Source organism: Rhizobium tibeticum (assembly GCF_900110205.1).
In the GTDB taxonomy this organism is placed as follows: Bacteria; Pseudomonadota; Alphaproteobacteria; order Rhizobiales; family Rhizobiaceae; genus Rhizobium; species Rhizobium tibeticum.
Window position 1 is genome coordinate 1 of record NZ_FOCV01000056.1, and the last position, 20261, is coordinate 20261.

General features: G+C 59.9%; 13 protein-coding genes and 2 pseudogenes. 10 read left to right on the top strand and 5 right to left on the bottom strand.

The features are described 5' to 3' along the window. Positions 1-815: IS701 family transposase (locus BSG20_RS31640; RefSeq protein WP_093041684.1), on the bottom strand; the 815-nt coding region annotated here is incomplete at its 3' end. A gap of 159 nt (positions 816-974) precedes the next feature. On the opposite strand from BSG20_RS31640, the pseudogene BSG20_RS31645 reads away from it, so the two are divergent. Next, positions 975-1671: pseudogene (locus tag BSG20_RS31645) on the top strand (IS630 family transposase); the annotation flags it as partial. A gap of 257 nt (positions 1672-1928) precedes the next feature. Here the strand turns inward: BSG20_RS31645 and BSG20_RS31650 are convergent. Continuing rightward, positions 1929-2954, bottom strand: a complete 1026-nt coding sequence (locus BSG20_RS31650) for an IS110 family RNA-guided transposase (RefSeq protein WP_072381683.1) — start codon at positions 2952-2954, stop codon at positions 1929-1931. Between the two features lie 75 nt (positions 2955-3029). On the opposite strand from BSG20_RS31650, the pseudogene BSG20_RS31655 reads away from it, so the two are divergent. Next, positions 3030-3290, top strand: a pseudogene (locus BSG20_RS31655) (transposase); the annotation flags it as partial. A gap of 519 nt (positions 3291-3809) precedes the next feature. On the opposite strand, the gene BSG20_RS31660 reads toward BSG20_RS31655, so the two are convergent. Together BSG20_RS31660 and BSG20_RS36815 are read right to left on the bottom strand one after the other, a co-directional pair. Next, complete coding sequence (locus BSG20_RS31660; RefSeq protein WP_072381679.1) at positions 3810-4205, bottom strand: response regulator transcription factor; 396 nt, start codon at positions 4203-4205, stop codon at positions 3810-3812. 477 nt (positions 4206-4682) lie between these two features. Further along, entirely contained in the window at positions 4683-4820 is a 138-nt protein-coding gene (locus BSG20_RS36815; protein WP_167371640.1) for a hypothetical protein, read from the bottom strand. Between the two features lie 612 nt (positions 4821-5432). Here BSG20_RS36815 and BSG20_RS31665 point away from each other — a divergent pair. Beyond that, a complete protein-coding gene (locus tag BSG20_RS31665) occupies positions 5433-6071 on the top strand; it encodes a response regulator transcription factor (RefSeq protein ID WP_072381677.1) in 639 nt (212 codons plus the stop codon). An 858-nt stretch (positions 6072-6929) separates the two neighbouring features. Continuing rightward, the gene (locus tag BSG20_RS31670) at positions 6930-12467 is read left to right on the top strand and encodes a trifunctional serine/threonine-protein kinase/ATP-binding protein/sensor histidine kinase (protein ID WP_072381675.1); all 5538 of its coding nucleotides are present in this window, start codon (positions 6930-6932) and stop codon (positions 12465-12467) included. Positions 12468-12799: 332 nt separating this feature from the next. Here BSG20_RS31670 and BSG20_RS31675 read toward each other — a convergent pair whose 3' ends face one another. Further along, a complete protein-coding gene (locus BSG20_RS31675; protein ID WP_072381673.1) occupies positions 12800-13138 on the bottom strand; it encodes a hypothetical protein in 339 nt (112 codons plus the stop codon). Between the two features lie 686 nt (positions 13139-13824). Here BSG20_RS31675 and BSG20_RS31680 point away from each other — a divergent pair. From BSG20_RS31680 to BSG20_RS31705, 6 genes are all read left to right on the top strand, one after another. After that, positions 13825-14511 (top strand): TetR/AcrR family transcriptional regulator, encoded by a 687-nt coding sequence (locus BSG20_RS31680; RefSeq protein ID WP_072381671.1) that lies wholly within the window; start codon positions 13825-13827, stop codon positions 14509-14511. 127 nt (positions 14512-14638) lie between these two features. After that, a complete protein-coding gene (locus BSG20_RS31685) occupies positions 14639-15088 on the top strand; it encodes a hypothetical protein (protein ID WP_072381669.1) in 450 nt (149 codons plus the stop codon). 803 nt (positions 15089-15891) lie between these two features. Beyond that, entirely contained in the window at positions 15892-16269 is a 378-nt protein-coding gene (locus tag BSG20_RS31690) for a hypothetical protein (RefSeq protein WP_072381667.1), read from the top strand. An 8-nt stretch (positions 16270-16277) separates the two neighbouring features. Next, positions 16278-17423 (top strand): HlyD family secretion protein, encoded by a 1146-nt coding sequence (locus BSG20_RS31695; protein ID WP_072381665.1) that lies wholly within the window; start codon positions 16278-16280, stop codon positions 17421-17423. Next, complete coding sequence (locus BSG20_RS31700) at positions 17420-19042, top strand: MFS transporter (RefSeq protein ID WP_072381663.1); 1623 nt, start codon at positions 17420-17422, stop codon at positions 19040-19042. The genes BSG20_RS31695 and BSG20_RS31700 overlap by 4 nt, the downstream gene beginning before the upstream one ends. 194 nt (positions 19043-19236) lie before the next feature. After that, positions 19237-20261: nitrogen regulation protein NR(II) (locus BSG20_RS31705; protein ID WP_478013405.1), on the top strand; the 1025-nt coding region annotated here is incomplete at its 3' end.

Below are 20261 nucleotides of genomic sequence, written 5' to 3' on the forward strand. Positions count from 1 at the left end.
CGAAGCCCCTTGGCACCTTCGCCTGCTGCATGGCTCTGCCAAACCTCCGGTTTCAACTCATCAGCCATCGTTTCGGGATCGGTCTGCTCGATCCCTTGCTCACGCACAAAGCGCAGGCAATGATTGGAGCGCACTGCCAGAACATAAGGCTGGCCACGGCTTTCCAGCATCCGGCGCAGCTTGGAATCCGAACCATAAAGCGCATCCGCCAATACCCAGGCACAAGGCACGCCGGCATCCAGCGCATCGGCAATGAGCTTGGCTGCAATGGCCGGTTTGGTCGCGAAGGCTTGGGACTGGGGGACGTGAGCCGAAGCACGGCGGGCTTCATCCTCGGCCCACTCCTTCGGCAGATAAAGTTGCCGATCGATCAGGGTCTGACCGTAGCGGCTAGCATAGGCAAGGAAAACACCGATCTGACAGTTCTCGATCCGGCCGGCCGTGCCGGAATATTGTCGTGCGACACCGACTGAATGGGCGCCTTTCTTCAGGAAGCCGGTCTCATCGACCACAAGAACGCCGTCCGCGTCACCGAGAGACTCTATTGCATAGGCGCGAACCGTATCGCGCAATGCGTCAGCATCCCAATGGCTGCGCCCCAGCAGCGATTGCATCCGATAAGGGCGCTCCAGTCCTGCCTGTTCCGCCAGCAGCCAGCCAGTCTTGCGCTCTACTCCCGACAACAACCCATCCAGAAAGGCACCGCACGATGCGCGCAATTCTCGGCGACCAAAGACCGGCCCCAACCGCACCTTCAAGGCATCGAGCTCACGATGCCACGCCAGAACCGACCCGGACCAACCCGCAACCGACATTAAACTTCCCTCCCGCCAAATGCGGGAAGTGAATCATGATTTCCGGTAAACCGCAACTGTAGTACTAGAGCGTTTCCGCGTTTTTCTGAATCGCGTCGGATTCCCAAATCAGATTTGTTCTGATTCATTTGATGCTGGCTGGATGGAGGCCAGCATCACATGACCGCACCGTTATCGAATGATCTTCGTGAGCGTGTTGTTGCAGCCGTCCTGAACGGCGAAAGTGTCCGTGCCGTGGCTGCCCGTTTTGAGGTGGCCGCGTCTTCGGTGGTGAAGTGGTCCCAGCGCCACCGCGCGACCGGATCGGTTCGTCCCGGCAAGATGGGCGGCCATCGCAAACGCATTCTGGATCCGCATCGTGGTTTCATTGCCGAGCGGCTCGAGCAGAACCCGCATCTGACGCTGCATGGCCTGAAAGCCGAATTGGCGTCGCGAGGCATTGCCGTCTCCCACAATACCGTCTGGGAGTTCATCCGCAGCGAAGGGCTGCGCTTCAAAAAAAACGCTGTTCGCCCTTGAGCAGGCCCGCGCCGATGTCGCCCGCAGAAGAGAGCGATGGAAGACCTTGCAACGGCATCTCGATCCGGGACGCCTTGTCTTCATCGACGAGACCTGGATCAAGACTAACATGACACCCATCAGGGGCTGGGGACCGAAAGGCAGGCGTCTGCGGGCCTTCGCGCCGCACGGTCACTGGCGCACGCTGACATTCCTCGGTGCCTTGAGGAACGACCGGCTGACAGCGCCTTGCGTCTTCGATGGACCGATCAACGGCCAATGCTTTCGCGCCTATGTCGAGCAGCAGTTGGTCCCCGTCCTCAAGCCAGGCGACATCGTCATCATGGACATGTGTGGACGCCCCCGTCGATGCAAGAAGAATCTTTTGAAGAGCTCGGAGCGTGGTCGGGTGCTGACATGTGTCCGGCCTCCGATGCGGCGTTCGACGTGCCGCGGGCCCGTATGGGAGTTCGCGGAGCGGGTCCAATTCAATCTCGCGCGCTCACGGCGCGTATCCATGACCTGGTTTTCCCGATCCCGTCTCATTGACCGTTGCGCCATACTCTCCGTTCGACCTTCTCACACTTCGGCAGTCCGCCGGCTGCGCGGACCAGACTACCCCGCCATCCCGGGCGGCCGATAGGTTCCGCCTTTGGCCATCAATGCCCACACAATGCGTGCTGTCTTGTTGGCGAGGGCAACGATCACCAGCATGGGCGGCTTGCGGCTCAGCATGCGCGAAAGCCAGGGATCTGCCGTCGTGCCCTTACGCATTGCCCAACGCACGGCAGCGCTGGCCCCTATGATTAGCAGTCGGCGCAGGGTTCGCTCGCCCATCCGCGAGGTCTCACCGAGCTTCTGCTTTCCGCCCGTGGAGCGTTGCAACGGCGTGAGGCCGAGCCATGCCGCGAAATCACGCCCTCTCTTGAAGATTGGGGCAGAAGGCGCCAACGCAGAAAGAGCCGTCGCGGTAACCGGCCCTATGCCGGGGATTGTCATGAGTCGTCTGGCGTCTTCATCTTCCCTGGCACGCCGGGCGATCTCGCGGTCAAGCAAAGCCACCCTCTCATCCAGCGAGCGCAACTGCTCCAGGAGCAAAAACAGGATCGGACGGGCGGCCTCTGGAATGGCGGAGCCTTCATCCTCAATCGCGATTGCAAGCTTGGCAACATGGAATAGGCCCTGCGCGGCCACCAGACCGAATTCGGCAAGATGACCACGTATGGCATTGATTGTCTGAGTCCGCTGGCGCACCAGAAGATCGCGAGCGCGAAACACCATCGCTGCAGCCTGTTGCTTCTCGCTCTTGGCCGTCACGAAACGCATCGTTGGCCGTTGCGCGGCTTCGCAGATCGCTTCCGCATCAGCTGCATCATTCTTCTGCCTCTTCACGAAGGGCTTGACGTAGCTCGGAGCGATCAGCCGGACATCATGTCCCAGCTTCGTGATCTCCCGCGCCCAATAATGGCTGCTGCCGCAAGCCTCCATGGCAACCGTGCAAGCCGGCTGCCCATCAAGGAATTTAAGCACCTGATCGCGGCGAAGTTTCTTTCTAAACAGGGCAACTCCCGATGCATCTGCACCGTGCGCCTGGAACACGTTCTTCGCCAGATCCAACCCGATTATGCTAACTTCCGACATGGACGCCTCCGTTCAAGTGATGATCAACGACACCACTTTGGCACAGCGATGCCGTCAGGGGGCGTCCACCCCATCAATCTCGGCAGCCACAAGTCCGCGACAATCCGTCAGGCTATCAAAGCCGCCGGTGCACGGCTCTGGTTCCTGCCGCCCTATTCACCGGACCTCAATCCGATCGAGCAAGCCTTTTCGAAGATCAAGCATTGGATGCGCAACGCACAAAAGCGGACCATCGACGATACCTGGCGGTCCATCGGCAGGCTCGTTGAAACAATCAAACCCGACGAATGCGCCAACTATCTCGAGAATGCTGGCTATGTTGCCGTCAAAACATGAAATGCTCTAGCGTTCCCGCGCCCGCCTATTTGGTACAGCCCCTCGCCTGAGTTCCCTTCAACTGCTGCGACGGATCGAAGCCTAGATATCGTGGTTACGTCGAGGCCGTTGGATGTGAGAATTCCGTTGAGGGCGGCTTGAGGCTTTGACGAAGGTGGCGGACCGGCCGCGCGAGCGCCTGATTACATCACGGCACGACGCATGGGAGGCCGTCCAGGACCCCGTCAGCAGGCTCGATCCGCAAATTGCGAAGCGGGTGTTCGAGACCTTTTTTAGTCAACGAAGGCGCAAGGCTTGGCCATCTGTCGGTCGATAATCGAGGCGCATAGCGGGCGGGTTGTGGGGCCGCTCAAAAGCCTCGGGCGTCGTCTTTCACTTCACCCTATCTCAAAACCGGGCGAGACGACCTCTGCCCGGTCACCGCCAAATGCTAACAGGTCAGAATGGACCGTTAACAATTTCGCGTCCACAGAGGATCCTTGGACCCCGTATGAACAACATTTTCTGGTCTTTGCGATCTCATGAACCGCTTTCGCCCTCGCTATCGAGAGCCAGCGCAGAACGGATGCAATCAAGCAAGATCTGTTCGCCAAACGGTTTTGTCAGGCAGCCGACGATGTCCGCGCCCAACGTAGATGCGCGCACATTTTTTTCCGGAAAGGCGGTGATCAGAACAGTCGGAATGCTCCTGCCCAGCGCGACGAGCCGGCGGTGCAGATCGAGCCCACTCATTCCGGGCATATTGATGTCCGTCACGAGGCAGGCCGTGCGGCGGATATGAGGGAATCTCAAGAAATCATCCGCGGATGAAAAGGTCTGGGCGTCAAATCCCATCGACCTTATGAGCCCCTTGATAGCCTCCCGCATCGACTCGTCGTCGTCGACGATCGCAATCAGAGGTCTCTTGGTTGGCACTGCCGCCTCCCGACTTCGCCGATCGGCGTCGTGCCAAATTGGCGTTGTGGCGCGCTTAACTGGATGGATTTAGTATTGATCGGCGACAAAGGCATCGCAAGCTATACGATCGTATAAGTTGTCTAAACCTTGCGGCAACGAGCGGGGCATCTGCCAAGAGCGTCCCAGAACATGGAGATGAGACAGTCGATGGAATTTTGAGATCAACGCGCTGCGAAAGCGGCACCATTCGCGCGTCGGGCCAGTCGGTGATGCAGAAGAAGTGGTGGGAGGAAGGTCTCGACTGTGCCGCGCGGAAGGGTGGTGAATGGCCGGACAGCCGCGCGACCACCAGGAGCTTTGGCTGCGGCTTGACCCGATGCGGCGCCTGGTCGAACCTCGGTCGCGCCAGTGGCCGCCTGAGCTTCCGATTCGAGCGCGACGTACAGGCAGAAGGGGGCGTTCCCAGGCGACGCTTTCGCCCAGACCCGTTGGCCGTCAAGGATTGTAGTCGCAAGTCGCCGGCTTGTCGTAGGGCCGCGCCGTCGTCTCGAAGAGCTGGCAGACGGCGGCGATGGTCCGGGCATAGGCCGTGCCGGCGAAAGGCTTGCATCGGTGCTCGACGATGAGTTTCATCCCCGCTTGGCCGCCCGTGCCGGAGTGAGCATCCAAAGCGCCGCTTTTACCAGAGATAGGCGGGATTGGCGAAGGCAAGGCTCATCGAAAACTCTTCCATGAAGCATGCGAGTTCCACGTCGCCTGACACGTCTGGCGTTTACTGCCGTTGCCGAAGCGGCCTGGCGCCGATAGCCAGACTTGAAGCTTGTCCCGACTAGAATAATCCGGTGAAGGACTTCTTTTCGATTGTACGCAATCTATGCCGGATTCACTCGGCACGGCGTCGCTAAATTAGTGCTTGAGGTTTGCTTGCCTCGCGCCGCCCGATACCTGCGGCGCCGTTCCCTTGTGACGGCAGACGCCGGCCATGTGGCGCATTCGCACGCCATCGCAGACTGCACGACGCGCAAGCGCTTTTGGGGGCCGCCCGCATCTAGCCTTGTAGCCGAGGTAATTATCGCGCATCCTGGTGTGCGAAAGAAAAACCGTTTCGGCATTAGCGAAGGAGAGAGGAGGAGTGATCTTATCGCGTGACTGGCGCTCTGCTGTTTGGGCTTCGCCCGCTGCTGCTGCAGTTGGGGTAGATAGTATATATCCCAAAACGTCGATTCACCTTGGGGGCTCTGACGATTGACCGAGGCGCCAGAAACCATCATTGTCATCGATGATGACCCGCAAATCCGCGAGGCGCTTGGCGGTCTGCTGCGTTCCGTCGGCTTTGCCGTCAATCTCCTCGCTTCGGTAGGCGACTTCCTCAGGTCTGGGCGACCCAACGGACCGACCTGTCTCGTGCTCGATGTCCGGCTTCCGGGACAAAGCGGTCTTGATTTTCAGCTCGAGCTGTCGCGGGAGAATGTTCAGCTGCCGATCGTCTTCATCACCGGGCACGGCGACATTCCGATGTCTGTCCAGGCGATGAAAGGAGGCGCGGTCGAGTTCCTGACGAAACCGTTCCGAGACCAGGATTTGCTCGACGCCGTTCACGCCGGCCTGGCGCGCGACCGCATGTGGCTTGAAAATGAAAAGGCTTTGGCGACGGTGCGCGCTCGTTTCGATAGCCTGACCCCGCGGGAGCGCGAGGTGATGGCTTTGGTGGTTACCGGACGGCCCAACAAGCAGATTGCCGGCGATCTAGGCGTGAGCGAGATTACCGTGAAGGTTCACCGCAGCCAGGTCATGCAGAAGATGGGTACCAAATCCCTGCCCGAACTCGCGCGTATGGCTGACAAGCTGATGCTCGCGCCAGCAAAGCGGCAAACGCACTCGTAAGGGTCTTGGCTGTGCGTATAGGTCACCCCCTCTTCATTGGAAATCGATCCTTCCTGGTGGCCAATAGTCCCGGCGGGAGTTCTCCTCTATGGTGCGGGTTCCTTTCCTCCTCCCAGGCCGTATCGCCGCTGATCGGCCCGCCTCGAGCCTCCCACCGGGAGGCCTCTTTTTAGTCTTCCCGCATGGCAGACAAGGTCGTGCGCTCAAGACCGACTTGAATCCAAGCGTTCCGCGCGTTTCGATCACGGCGCGAAGCGCACGATGTTGGCCGTATGCTGGCCTTTATTGTCGGCGGCGCCGCCGCCGTACCACCTGCCGTCCTGCCGGGTTAGTTGCAGAGAGACCGTCGTCCCAGTCATTATCGAGGCCCCGGATGACGTCGCCGACATGTCACTCGCTGAGCAAAAGTTCGCGGATGGGTATCGGTGCCGGTATTCTAAAGTATCGCAAGAAGAAACCACAGTATAATTTCCCGTCGTCCTTTCCATCGCTAGTCTCCACTCATTGCCTCGGGACAGGCAGGTAGCGAAGTCCCCTTTGCTACCAACCAGCTCGGCGCTCCCTCCTCCGAAGCTCTGCGGGTCCACGACCCGCGCGACCGCCCAGCCGCCGCTGGGCGGTCTTTCGTCGGACCACGCATCGAACGGGCGGGTGACGGCCGCTCGCTTGCTGGGACGAACAGGCGAGATGTGGTAAGACGGTAGGGAAGTCGTTACGGTTCGCCATATGTGCTCGCTGTGGCCAATTTGATTGGACGGGTCTCCGAAACGAAAGTGGCAGTGCCAGATGCGACAGGCGAGATGACGAAGTCGGCAAATTAGCACATCCTCTTTCTTCGGCGTTGGTGGAGATGGCAGTTTGGAGGTTCTTTGGGAGGACGGTGATCGCGTGTTCCACCGGGAACGGCGCCAGGGCGCCGACGGCAAGTGGAACCCGGTGCTGGTGGTGCTTTCGCCCCTCGAGTACCCGACACCTTCAAGCCTCGGCCGCCTCGACCATGAATATGGATTGAAGGATGAGCTCGATAGCGCATGGGCGGTGCGACCGCTTGAGTTGGTACGCGAAGGCAGCCGGACCATGCTGGTGCTTGAAGATCCGGGCAGCGAGCCGCTCGCTCGGCGGCTCGGAACGGCAATGGAAACGGAGCTTTTCTTGCGCCTCGCGATCGGCATCGCCGCTGCGCTCGGCAGGGCCCACCAGCGCGGTCTAGTCCACAAGGACATCAAACCGGCCAATATCCTGGTAACGGGCACGGGCGCCGAGGTGAGGCTAACCGGCTTCGGCATTGCCTCGCGCCTCTCTCGCGAGCGGCAGGCGCTCGAGCCGCCCGAAGTGGTCGCCGGAACGCTTGCCTACATGGCCCCCGAGCAGACTGGGCGCATGAACCGCTCGATCGACTCCCGCAGCGACCTTTATGCACTCGGCGTGACCCTCTACGAAATGCTGACCGGGAGCCTGCCCTTCGCCGCTTCCGACCCGATGGAATGGGTGCATTGCCACATTGCACGGCAGCCGATACCGCCCAACGACCGGGCGGCGCATGTTTCACCGGCAGTCTCGGCCATCGTCATGAAGCTGCTCGCCAAGACAGCCGAGGAACGATACCAGACGGCGGGCGGCGTCGAATACGATCTGAGCCGCTGTCTCAGCCAATGGGAAATGCAGTGCCGGATTGACGCATTCCCGCTCGGCGAACGCGATATCCCGGACCGCCTGCTGGTTCCCGAGAAGCTATACGGGCGGGAGCACGAGGTCGAGACCTTGCTCAATGCCTTCGACCGCGTGGTGTTGAGCGGGGCGCCGGAGTTGGTGCTGGTCTCTGGCTATTCCGGCATCGGCAAGTCGGCGGTCGTCAATGAACTCCACAAAGTACTAGTGCCGCCGCGCGGGCTGTTCGCGTCCGGCAAATTCGACCAGTACAAGCACGACATCCCTTATGCGACGCTCGCGCAGGCCTTTCAGGGCCTGCTCAAGGGGCTCCTCGTGAAGAGCGAGGCGGATTTGGCCCCGTGGCGCGAGGCCCTTCGCGAGACGCTGGGCCCGAACGGACAGCTGATGGTTGATCTCGTCCCCGAACTGAAGCTCATCATCGGCGACCAGCAGCCGGTCGCCGAACTTCCGCCACAAGACGCGCAACGGCGATTCCAGCTGATATTCCGGCGGTTCATCAGCGTCTTTGCCCGCCCCGAACATCCGCTGGCGCTGTTCCTCGACGATCTCCAATGGCTTGACGCGGCGACGCTCGACCTGTTGGAGGATCTGCTGACCCGGCCGGATCTGCAGCATCTCATGCTGATCGGTGCCTATCGCGACAACGAAGTCACCGCGGCCCATCCTCTGATGCGCAAGCTTGACGCGATCAAGACCGCCGGCGGCAAGGTCGCGGAGATCACGCTTGCGCCGCTTACTAAAGACTATCTCCGGCAGTTGATTGCGGATGCGCTCCACTGTCAGCCCGAGCGTGCAGCCCCGCTCGCACAAATGATGCACGACAAGACCGGCGGCAATCCGTTCTTCGTCCGTCAGTTCCTGTTTTCGCTCGCCGAAGAGGGAATGCTCACCTTCGATCATGACGCGGCATGCTGGTCCTGGGATCTCGAGCGCATTCACGCCAAGGGATACACCGATAACGTCGTGCACCTCATGGTCGGCAAGCTCGCGCGCCAGCCGCCCGAAACGCAGGAGGCGTTGCAGCAGTTCGCCTGCCTTGGAAACATCGCAGATACCAGGATGCTTTCACTCGTGCTCGGGACCCCGGAGGAGCAAGTTGCCGGGGCTTTATGGCCTGCCGTCGATCATGAACTGCTCGAGCGTCTGGCAGGTGCATACCGGTTCGTCCACGATCGCGTTCAGGAAGCCGCCTATTCGCTGATCCCGGAGGAGCGACGCGGGGAGTTGCACCTTCGCATAGGGAGACTGCTTGCGGCGAACACTGCGCCGGAGCTGATTGACGATCATGTTTTCGAGATTGTCAGCCAGCTCAATCGCGGAGCCGCATTGATCACCTCAGTTGAGGAGCGCGAGCAACTGGCAGAGTTCAATCTGCTGGCCGGCAAGCGCGCCAAGGCCTCGACGGCCTACGCCTCAGCGCTCAACTATTTTGTTGCCGGCACGACACTGCTGCCGGAAGACGCCTGGGAGCGCCAGCACCAACTGCCGTTCGCGCTTGAGCTGAACCGAGCCGAATGCGAGTTCCTCGTTGGCGCGCTGCCGGAGGCCGAGGAGCGGTTGGCGCAGCTTTCCAATTGTGCTGTCTGCGCCGACGACCAGGCTGCTGTCGCCTGCCTGCGCATCGATCTCTATGCTGCGCTCGGTCAGACCAGTCGCTCCGCCGCCGTCGGTCTCGATTACCTGAGGCAGCATCTCGGCATCGACTGGTCGTCGCATCCGGCCGACGAGGAGGTGCAACGAGAATACGACCGGATCTGGTCGCAGCTCGGGAGCCGCGCGATCGAGGACCTCATTGATCTGCCGTTGATGAGCGACCCAGCATCCTCCGCGACGCTGGATATTCTCACCCGGCTCGTTGGGGCGGTATGGCATACCGATGCGAATCTTGCATGCATGGCGATCTGCCTGGCTGTTAATCTGAGCCTCGAGCGAGGCAATAGCGACGGTTCCTGCTACCATTATGTGTCGCTTGGTTATATTGCCGGACCACGCTTCGGCGACTATGCGGCCGGATTCCGATTCGGTCGGCTTGGCTGCCAACTGGTCGAAGAGAGCGAACTGAAGCGCTTCCAAGCCAGGACTTATAAAGACTTCGGGGCTCACGTCATACCGTGGACGAGACATGTCCGAGCCGGCCGAGACATCTTGCGGCGAGCGCTTGAAATTGCCAACCAGAGCGGCGACCTCACGTTTGCCGGATACAGCTATGTCAGTTTGAATTCGAACCTGCTGGCGGCGGGAGATCCGCTTATGGAAGTGCAATGCCAAGCGGAGATTGGCCTCGCATTTGCGCAGAAGGTGCGGTTCCAGTTCGTCATAGATCTCGCCAGCGCGCAGCTCGGGCTCGTCCGGACGCTGCGCGGGTTGACCCGGAAATTCGGCTCCTTTGACGACGACGGATTTGACGAACTTGAGATCGAACGCCGGTTTTCCGAAAATCCGAATCTTGCGGAAACCTGCTACTTTGTCAGAAAACTCCAGGCCCGGTTCTTTGCGGGCGACTATGAGGCGGCTGTCGATGCGTCATTGCGGGCGCAGAGGCTACCATGGACATCGGTCTCGCATTTCGAAGAAACGCCGGAACATCATTTCTACGGTGCCCTGGCCCGCGCCGCATGCTGCGACTATGCTGTGGCTGACCAGCGGGCACGACATACGGAGGCTCTGGTTGCCCACCACCGACAGCTTCAGATCTATGCGAAGAATTGCCCGGAGAACTTCGAGAACCGAGCCGCGCTGGTCGGCGCCGAGATAGCACGCCTTGAAGGTCGCGAAATCGACGCCGTGCGTCTTTACGAACAAGCAATCCGCTCGGCGCGCGCAAACGGCTTCATTCATCATGAAGCCATCGCATATGAACTCGCGGCCCGCTTTTATGCGCAGGGAGGCTTCGAGGACTTCACCCGTCTCTATCTCCGCAACGCGCGTGGCTGCTATCTGCGCTGGGGTGCCGACGCTAAGGTGCGGCAGCTCGACCAACTCTATCCTGACCTGAGAGGCGAAGAACGCGCGCCAGCTCCAACAAGCACCATTGATGCACCGGTCGAGCAACTCGATCTCGCAACCGTTTTGAAAATCTCGCAAGCCGTGTCGGGCGAGATTGTCGTTCAAAAGCTGATCGACACGGTCTTGCGCACTGCGGTTGAGCAGGCGGGTGCCGAGCGCGGCCTGTTGATCCTGCCGCGTGGCGGTCAGTCACGGATCACTGCGGAGGCAACGACCGGCGGCGACACGGTCGTGGTGCACGTGCGTGACGAGATCGTGACCGCGATCACGCTGCCGGAATCGCTCCTTCATTATGTCCTGCGCACAAACGAAAGCGTGGTTCTCGGCGATGCCACAGCTCAGAATCCATTTTCCGCGGATCCCTACATCTGTCAGCACCATGCGCGTTCCATTCTCTGCGTGCCGTTGCTCAACCAGGGCCAACTGACCGGAGTACTCTATCTTGAGAACAACCTTGCCCCTCAAGTCTTCGCGCCGGACCGGATCGCGGTCCTGAAGCTGCTCGCCTCTCAGGCAGCGATTTCACTGGAGAATACCCGGTTGTACCGCGATCTCGCTGAACGAGAAGCCAAGATCCGTCGTCTCGTCAAGGCCAACATCATCGGGATCGTCATCTGGGATATCGAAGGTCACATTCTTGAGGCCAACGACGCGTTCCTCCGCATGGTAGGATACGACCGAGAGGATCTTGCCTCGGGTCGGCTATGCTGGACGGACCTGACGCCGGCCGAATGGCGCGACCGCGACGCACGAACCGTCGCAGAGCTGAAGATGATCGGAGCAGTCCAACCGTTCGAGAAGGAGTACTTTCGGAAAGATGGCAGCCGTCTGCCCGTGTTGATCGGCGGTGCACTGTTAGAAGAAAGCAGGAACGAAGGTGTCTCTTTCGTCCTCGATTTGACGGAGCGCCGGCAGGCCGAAGAGGCGTTACGCGAGAGCGAGGAAGCCTTGCGCGAGGCGCAGGGGCAACTGGCCCACGCAAACCGCGTCGCCACCATGGGGCAGCTCACAGCCTCCATCGCCCATGAAGTCAATCAGCCGCTCGCCGCGTCGCTCACCAACGCCCAGGCGGCCTTGCGCTGGCTCGGTGCCCATCCGCCGAATCTGGAGGAGGCGACTCAGGCGCTCGGCCGGATCGTCGAGAACGCCAATCGAGCCGGCGATGTCATTGGCCGGATCCGCGCCTTGGTCAAGAAGGAACCCCCTCGCAAGGGGCAGTTCGACCTCAATGAAGCCATCCGTCACGTGATTGCCTTGACCGGCAGTGAAGTGCTCCGGCAAGGCGTCACACTGCAGACCGAATTCGCGACGAGCCTCCCGTCCGTGGATGGAGATCGCGTCCAGCTGCAACAGGTGATCCTAAACCTGATCATGAACGCCATCGAGGCGATGAGCGGCACTGATCAGGAAGAGCGCGAGTTGCTGATCAGCACCGATACAGAGGCCTCAGGAGGCGTGGTCGTCGGGGTGCGCGACTCGGGTCCAGGGCTGGACCCGCAAAGTATGGATCGCGTCTTTGAGGCCTTCTACACGACCAAATCCAGCGGCATGGGCATGGGCCTGGCGATCTGCCGTTCGATCATCGAGGCTCACGGGGGCCGGATGTGGGCCATCGCTAATGAACCTCGTGGGGCAGTGTTTCTGTTCACCCTGCCTCTCGAACGAGACGAAACCGCTGGCGCAAATCATGCCGACCAAATGGCAATGTTGGGAAACTAATTTAATAGGATCAACAACTGGCTGAAGCTCTCGCAGCAAGTGCAGGTCTCTGCGAAGTGTGAAGGCCGTCGGCCGGACTTCTCTTCTCCTCACGAGACGACCGAGGCGCGGCCGAAGCTGAATTCACCTTCACGACGCGGTCATCGGGCCAATGGGGGCGGCAGTGGCGAAAGCAACAAGCGCATCGATTTGCGAAATCGCGCGACAGGAAACTGGACGACGCGATGGAAAGCATCCAAAGCGTTCGCGCCAGCGAAAAGGTGCTAGGCACCAAGCTCGATGATCCTCAAGTGCAGACTAAAAGACCCTTTCCAAGACGCGGATCGCTTGGCTTAGTGCATGGTCAGGGAAAGATCCTCGAAGTCCTGTACAAGACGGACAAGTCCGAGGGAGTAGCACCAAAGACCGAACCGCGTCCCAATAGCGTACAGGGTGAAGGCAGGTCTCCAGGCGTGCAAAGCTTGTCCCCAGGGAGGCGTGATTGTTTCTCGTGGCGGCATGACGGAAAACATCATCAAATGAGCCTCAAAGGCCGTATTCGGCGATGATGAACCATCTGGCGGCATCTGGCGCGGAGTGCCCGGAACCCAGGGCCTAGCTTTCCCATATGCGCTGGGAATTAGCGTCAGCGGGACCAGATCGATTTCGATGCGGTTGAGTTCATGTGTCATGGTGTCAATCCTTAGAAGGAGCGCGGAGGAACGAAGAGGCAAAGACCCGTGGCGTGGCCGAACACCTTGTGTTGGTGAAACTGCCGTCCGGACTGTTCTTGATGCAGCTATCCCGCGGCGTGATGAACTCCCCAGTGAGCTTGATGACATCGAATGAACCCTGACCGTAGCAGGACACTGCTCGACCTGCTATTGATCGGGAGGAAGGATCGGGTAGCGAAGAGGAGGGGATGACCTATACGGAGGTTTAGGAGTCCTTGATCGAGGCAAGCCGCGTGATGTCTTCGCTAGAAAGTCGACTACCACCCGCTCCTTCGCGATCAGATGCCGCCGGCTAGGACGACCATTCGTCGTCTTGAGCGCGCCGGCTAGGAGAACACTGAGCAGTGTGTGGACGCTTCATGCTCGAAAGCGAGTGGCTGAGCCTGGCATAGCTCCCTGGCAGCCCCGCCTGTCTGCTGCGTCCGTATAATTTCCGCATACACAAGGATGATGGTGGCTCATAAGTACTGGCTCCGCCAAGCTGCTTCTAAGCTGCGGTCTTCACGGTTCATGGGAGTCTCCAATGCGTGTAACGGGGCTTACCAGATATTGACAACGCCCACTTAGAGATTAGAGTGGACAATGTCAACATTGCTCGAGCAAAAATGTTGACAGAAGCAACTTAAAAATCTAAACGGACGGACATGACCCAAGACATTTCCACGACAGAGCAGCGCCCCTACCATCATGGTGACCTGCACAGGGCGATCGTAAGTGCCGCACTCGATGTTCTCAGCGAGTCCCAAAGCACAGAATTTTCGCTTCGGGAGCTCGCCCGTCGAGCGGGCGTCAGCCATAATGCCCCGTACAAACACTTCGCCGACAAGCGTGAATTGCTGACGGCCGTCTCGGCGGTCGGATTCGAGCTCCTTGCAAAAAAGATGACCGACGCGACGAAGAAACTCGACAGTCCGCGCGAGCGGCTGGCAGCCATGGCGCGCGCGTATGTTTGCGGCGGCGTCAACAATCCTGCACTCTACAGATTGATGTTCGGCGGCTATCTTACCGGTCAGGATAATGGGCGCCCTGCGATCGAAAGAACTGCGGCTAACAACATGAAAGCCCTCATTGTAGGGGCGCTATGCGACGGCGCTCTCGGGCGCCTCATTCCAAACACCGCGGCAAACACACGTGAGATTGATGGGGCCATTCTAATATTCTGGTCGCAAATGCACGGACTCACTTTGTTGCTGGTAGACCGCCTCGTCGGTCCCAGCGGCAAGATGGAGGAGCTGACCGAGAACGTCTTGCAAGGCATGCTCGACGGACTGGCGAATTGTATCCCCACGGTACCAGAAGGCGTTTGGATAGGTCCTCCGCCTCCCGAGTAGGACGTCCCAAGCCTACCGCTCGGCGATCTGCTATTCGACGAGCACGCTTGGATATTGGAACTGGTCGGAAAACCGCTCAGTGATTTACGTGGTACGCGCGCCGTCTCGTTTAGAGAGGAGAATTCTCATGGACGCATACATCTCTGCTCTAATGGGTCTCGCCGGCATTGCGATAGGCAGCCTGACCTCGTTTGCCACCACATGGATGACGCATCGATCACAGGTGAAGGAAAAACATCGCGAGGTCGAGGCTGCCAAGCGCGAAAAGCTATTTTCGGATTTCATCGCCGAAGCCACGCGGCTTTACGGTGACGCAATCAGCCACCAGAAGGACGACGTCTCCGACCTCGTGCTGCTTTATGCATTGGTCGCCCAGATGCGTCTGATCTCATCCCGTCCAGTCGTGGATGGAGCCGAGCTGGCGATGGCAAGGATCGTCGAAACCTATCTGACACCCAATCGCTCGCTCTCTGAAATCCGGGATCTCGCCCGTTCCGGCGCGATGAACTTTCTCCTTGATTTTGGTGAGGCTTGCCGGGCGGAATTGGCGGCAGGGTACCTATCTGCTCGGCGATAGGATTTTACCGAACTCGGTAGCAGAGCTACCATCAGCCACGTTCCTCCCGACAATTTATGTCCAGCCTATCGGCAGGACGCAGAGCACGGCCGCCTAAGGTTATTCTCACGCGCCCACCGTTCGGGATCGTTCATCGATAGACGTGCGCGCAGATAAACCGGGATTGCCTGGTGGTATAGGCGGGCCCATACCTAAGTGTAGTTACGCAATCTGCCCGATCGGTCTACCTTTTCTCTATCGCCTCAACCCCTCGATGAGGCGGGTAGCATCCTCCCAGCTACCGGGCTTCGGTGTCCCTCCCCTCCGCCGAGGCCGCGGATCCTCCCAAGGTCCGCCTAGGCCGTCTCCATCCGCCCGGAGACGGCCTTTTTTTGTAAGAGCCGGAGGCTTTGGCACCTGCAAGAAACCGCGGCATCATCAACAATCTTTTCCAAATATTGGACGTAACTCGCCCTGGCCGCAGGATTTTGGCGATCAGCATGCTCGCGAACCGACGATCGCGACAATCCATTTCCCCCCACGTCCGTGTGAAACAGCGGACTGCCAGATCGAGCGAGCGTGTCCAATTTTCGTTTCCGCCGGAACCGGGGTTATTCTCCTCAAGGCCTTGCCCCGGCAAGGAGCGCGAATGAGATCGCGAGCAGCACCTGTTTCCTTTGCTTGCAGTCGTCCCGCGTGCCAATCCCACACCACTTGCCACCTACACCTACGTATGATTCACCGCAGCAGTCCGTGCGACTAGACTCCCTGCATCAACCAGCGACGCGCTCGGCTCAGTCCGGGCAGGATGCGAGGATCTCGTCATGTACCAGGATTCCGTCACCAACCTTGCCCGCTTGGGCGAATGCAAGGCACCCATGGTCCGCACCCGGTTCTTCGCGTTCCTGATAGGAGCGGCGATCCTGGGCGCCTATATCGGCTTCGGCGACATTCTGACGTTCCCCGCCGGTGTGCATGTCGATCCTGCCACCTTTTTCATGGGGCTGATTCGCGATTATCCCGCAAATATCACTGTTGCTGGCGCTCTTCACAATCTGGTCTGGATCACCCTCGGCAATCTGATCGCCGGCACGGCCTTCATGGCGCTCGGCCGGGCGCAGTTCCACAACAGCTGGCACGTTTTTCTCGTGCCCGCTCCCATAGCCGTCCGGACAAAGATTTCCGCCAACAGAAACGAGTGAGGCTCGTCATGGACGACCCACTCAATATCACAAACCTCAGCCCACCGCCGGCCAGTCTCGCGCCGGCCGGGGAGGCCCTCGTTTCGAGCCCGCAGCCTTCGACGGCCACGGCGACAATCAGACGGCTCGCCATTCCGGCCCTGGCAATCGCGGTCGTCTGCGCCAGCGTGGCACTGGTCATGGCAGACTGGAACCGATGGGTGGCCGGTGCTGCCAGGCAATCGACGGACGACGCGGTCATCAATGCTGATGTCTCCACCCTCAGCGCGCAGGTCAGCGGCACGGTACGAAGCACGCCGGTTGGAGACTATCAGCGGGTCACGAAAGGCCAGTTGCTCGGTGAAATCGATCCCCGCGAGTATGACGCCGCCGTCGAGGTGGCGAAGGCAAACCTTGCATCCACCAACGCCTCGCTCGCAAACCTTGCGAACCAAACCGCATTGCAGAAGGCTGTCGTGCAGGCAGCAGAAGCGCAGAACGCATCCGCGCTTGCCCAGCAGACCCAGACTGAGCTTGAGTTTCACCGGCAGACAAATCTTGGCGATGCCACGTCGCAGCAGCTGCTGCAGCAGGCACAAGCGGCCTATCTCCAGGCCCAGGCTTCCGTCAAATCGACCGCAGCCGCCATCGAGCAACAGAAGGCGCAGTTGAAGGTTCTTGATGGACAGGAGCCGTTGTTGCGCGCTGAAGTTAGCGCCGCACAGGGAAATCTCGACACGGCGCTGATTCACCAGGGATACACCCGCATCTATGCACCCTTCGATGGTGTCGTTGGACGCAGGCTCGTCCACGAAGGCGATTTTGTCGCCGCCGGCACCGGCATCATTTCGGAGGTGCCCCTTCCGAGCGTCTACGTGACGGCAAACTTCAAGGAGACACAGCTTGCCCGTATGACCCCAGGCCGTCAGGCAGAGGTCACTATTGATACATTTCCCGGCCAGACGCTGAATGGAAAGGTCTCCCGGCTGTCGCCGGCGAGCGGCTCCATTTTCGCGCTTTTGCCGCCTGACAATGCCACCGGTAACTATACCAAGGTCGTGCAGCGCATTCCTGTCAGGATCGACCTCGATCCAGGTCAAACGCTAGCCAATCAGCTCAAGCCGGGAATGTCGGCTGTCGTCAGCGTCGATACATCGGCGGACGCAAAACCGTGAGCGCCACACCGAGCGCCTATGGTCCGGTGACCAGCGGCACGACAGCCAACCGCCCCTACCTGATCGTTGCGGCGCTGCTGCTGGCGTCCTTCGTGGTCGGTTTCGACACCAGGGTCTTTACCGTCGGCCTTCCAGACCTGCGGGGCGCCTATTCATTGGGGGCCGACGAGGCCTCCTGGCTGAACACGACTGCCAACGCACCGCAGATCCTCATCTCGTCAGCGGTGGCATGGCTTGCCACAGTGTTTGGCGTCCGCCGGGTGATGATCCCTTCGAGCCTTGTCTACGCCTGCATCTCGTTTGCAATCCCGCTGCTCCATGACGGGCCTGCGCTCTATGCGCTTCATGCTGTGCGGGCGCTGCTGCTCGGCGTCTTCATCCCGGCAACGATCATGGTGATCTTCCGGAACCTCGACATGAGATACTGGCTAGTCGGGATTGCGATTTACGCGCTTCGCCTTCCGTTGTCGCAAAACCTCGGCTTCGTGCTTGTCGGGGTCTATGGGGACTACCTCGGTTGGCAATGGCTCTACTGGCAGGACGTGATCGTCGCGCCACTCATTGCGCTTTTGCTTCTCGTTGCTGCTCCCAAGGAGGAGATCAACGTCAGCTTGCTTGCGACTGCCGATTGGGGCGGAATGCTGCTGCTCGGCTCATCGATGACGATGCTCTATATCGCTCTTGACCAGGGAAACCGGCTTGATTGGTTCCAGTCAGGCATCATCAATTCGCTTCTTGCCGGCGGCGCAATCCTTGCCATCGGATTTTTCATCAACGAGAGCGTGGTGAAACTCCCCTGGGCTCATGCCAGCGTCATCCTGTCGCGTAACATCGGGCTCGGCTACGCCGTTATTGTCGCCTTCACATTCTCGAGCTCCAGCGGCTCGATCGTCATCCCGGCGTTCCTGCAAAACGTCGTCGGGTTGCGACCCATTGCGATTTCCGAGCTCTATGTCGTTGGTGCCGTCATCCCGGTCTTTGTCTTCATCACGCTGGCCGTCTATCTGCAGCGTCGGGTGGATTCGAGATTGTGCATCCTCATCGGTCTGGTGGCGATGGCGCTCGGTTCTCTCTTTGGGTCCAGGCTGACGATTGAATGGTCTCCTTGGAACTTCCTGCCCGTCGTTCTCCTGTTTACCGCGGGCCAGTCGTTCACCTTCTTCTCAACTGTCGTCTACCTCTTGGCAAACACCGATCCAAAGCGGGCAACCGCAGCGTCCGCCTATATTCAGGTCATCCGGCTTGGAAGTGCTGAACTGGCTGTCAGCGTGCTGAGCACCTGGCTGCGGCAACGCGAGCAGTTTCACTCCAACGTACTGAATGGCCCGATTACGGCCTCTTCACGAGATTTCCATGGCGTGATGGCCAGGCTGGAGACGCTGTTCGGTGCCTCGCCGCGGGGGAGCCTGGAGGCATTGTCGACAGTTGCGGCACACGTCCGAGCGCAGGCCTATGTGCTTGCCTATTCCGACGGCTTTATCCTGTCGTTTTGCTTCGCCGTCGTCGGTTTGGGCCTGGTCGCGTTGATGGGCGCGATGCCGTTCGGCCCACTCCACCCGGACTTTCATCGTAAGGGGCCTGCAGCAGGGACCCCGGTTGCGCAGAGCAAGGCCGCTTGATCGACGATCGCCCACCAGGCCTGCCGGTCAGCGGCGATATCGCAGCAAAATCACACGAACATCCAAGACGAGGAATGGCGTTCAACCGCAGGCTTGTCTCCTGCCTGCAAAAAGCCAGTCCGACTCACACCTATGTATAGGTTAGACTGGGTAAGGAAGAAGGTATGGTTTCGGCAAACTAGACTGGGGGAACAATGTCTACAGCGTCAACGATATTTCGCGCTCACGATGCAGAGGGATCAGGCCACAATCTGACTTTCGGCCTGATTGCCGCCGCGCTTGCAGCTGCAGTCTTTTACGTTGATACCTATACGGACATCGAGGGCGCCATCGCTGTTCTCTATGTCGTCACCATGCTTGTGGCCGCCCAAGCAACCACGCGCACCGGCCTGCTTGTCATCGCAGCCGTGTGTGCCGCCCTCTCGCTTCTTTCCTACGCCACGACGCATAGGAACGATGCAGACCTTCAATCGACCATCCGCCTGACCGTGGCGCTTGCTGCGTTGTTCGTCACGACCATGCTGCTCCTGAAAACGGAGAGTGCCCGCCTCGCGCTGCTTTCGATCAACGCCGCGCTGAAGGACAGCGAGGCCCGATACCGGTCGATTTTTGACCGCACCCGCGTTGCCCTTTGGGAGCGAGACTATTCGAAGCTGCGCCGCTATCTGATGGATCTCAGGGCGCAGGGCGTCACCGATATCAAGGCGCATGCGCGCACCCAACCGGCCGTCGTCGATCATTGCGTCGGTCTCATCGAAGTGGTCGCGGCGAACGAAGCGGCACGCGAGCTGCTGGGACCTCAGGCGGCGGCGGTCGGCACCCTGCGCCGGTCCGTCATCCCCGGGCAAGAGAAATTCCTCGACGTGCTGCAGGCGATCATGGACGGCGAAAGGGTGTTCGAAGACAAGGCCGAGGCGCGAGCGGACAATGGCGAAGACAAGCTCGTGCTGCTCAGCATCAGTTTTCCCGAAGATCCGGCCGCCTTCAACCGGGTTGTCGTCAGCATGGTCGACATCACCCAGCGCGAAATGGCTCTGAAGGCCTTGGCCGAAGCGCAGGCGGAGCTGACAAAGGCATCGAAGGCCGCAACGGTCGGCGCAATGTCGGCCTCGCTTGCACACGAGCTCAACCAGCCGCTCGGTGCGATCGTCGTCAACGCCCAGACGCTGCTGAGGTGGCTTGATCGCGACCCACCGGATCTCGCCGCCGTGCGCCGTTC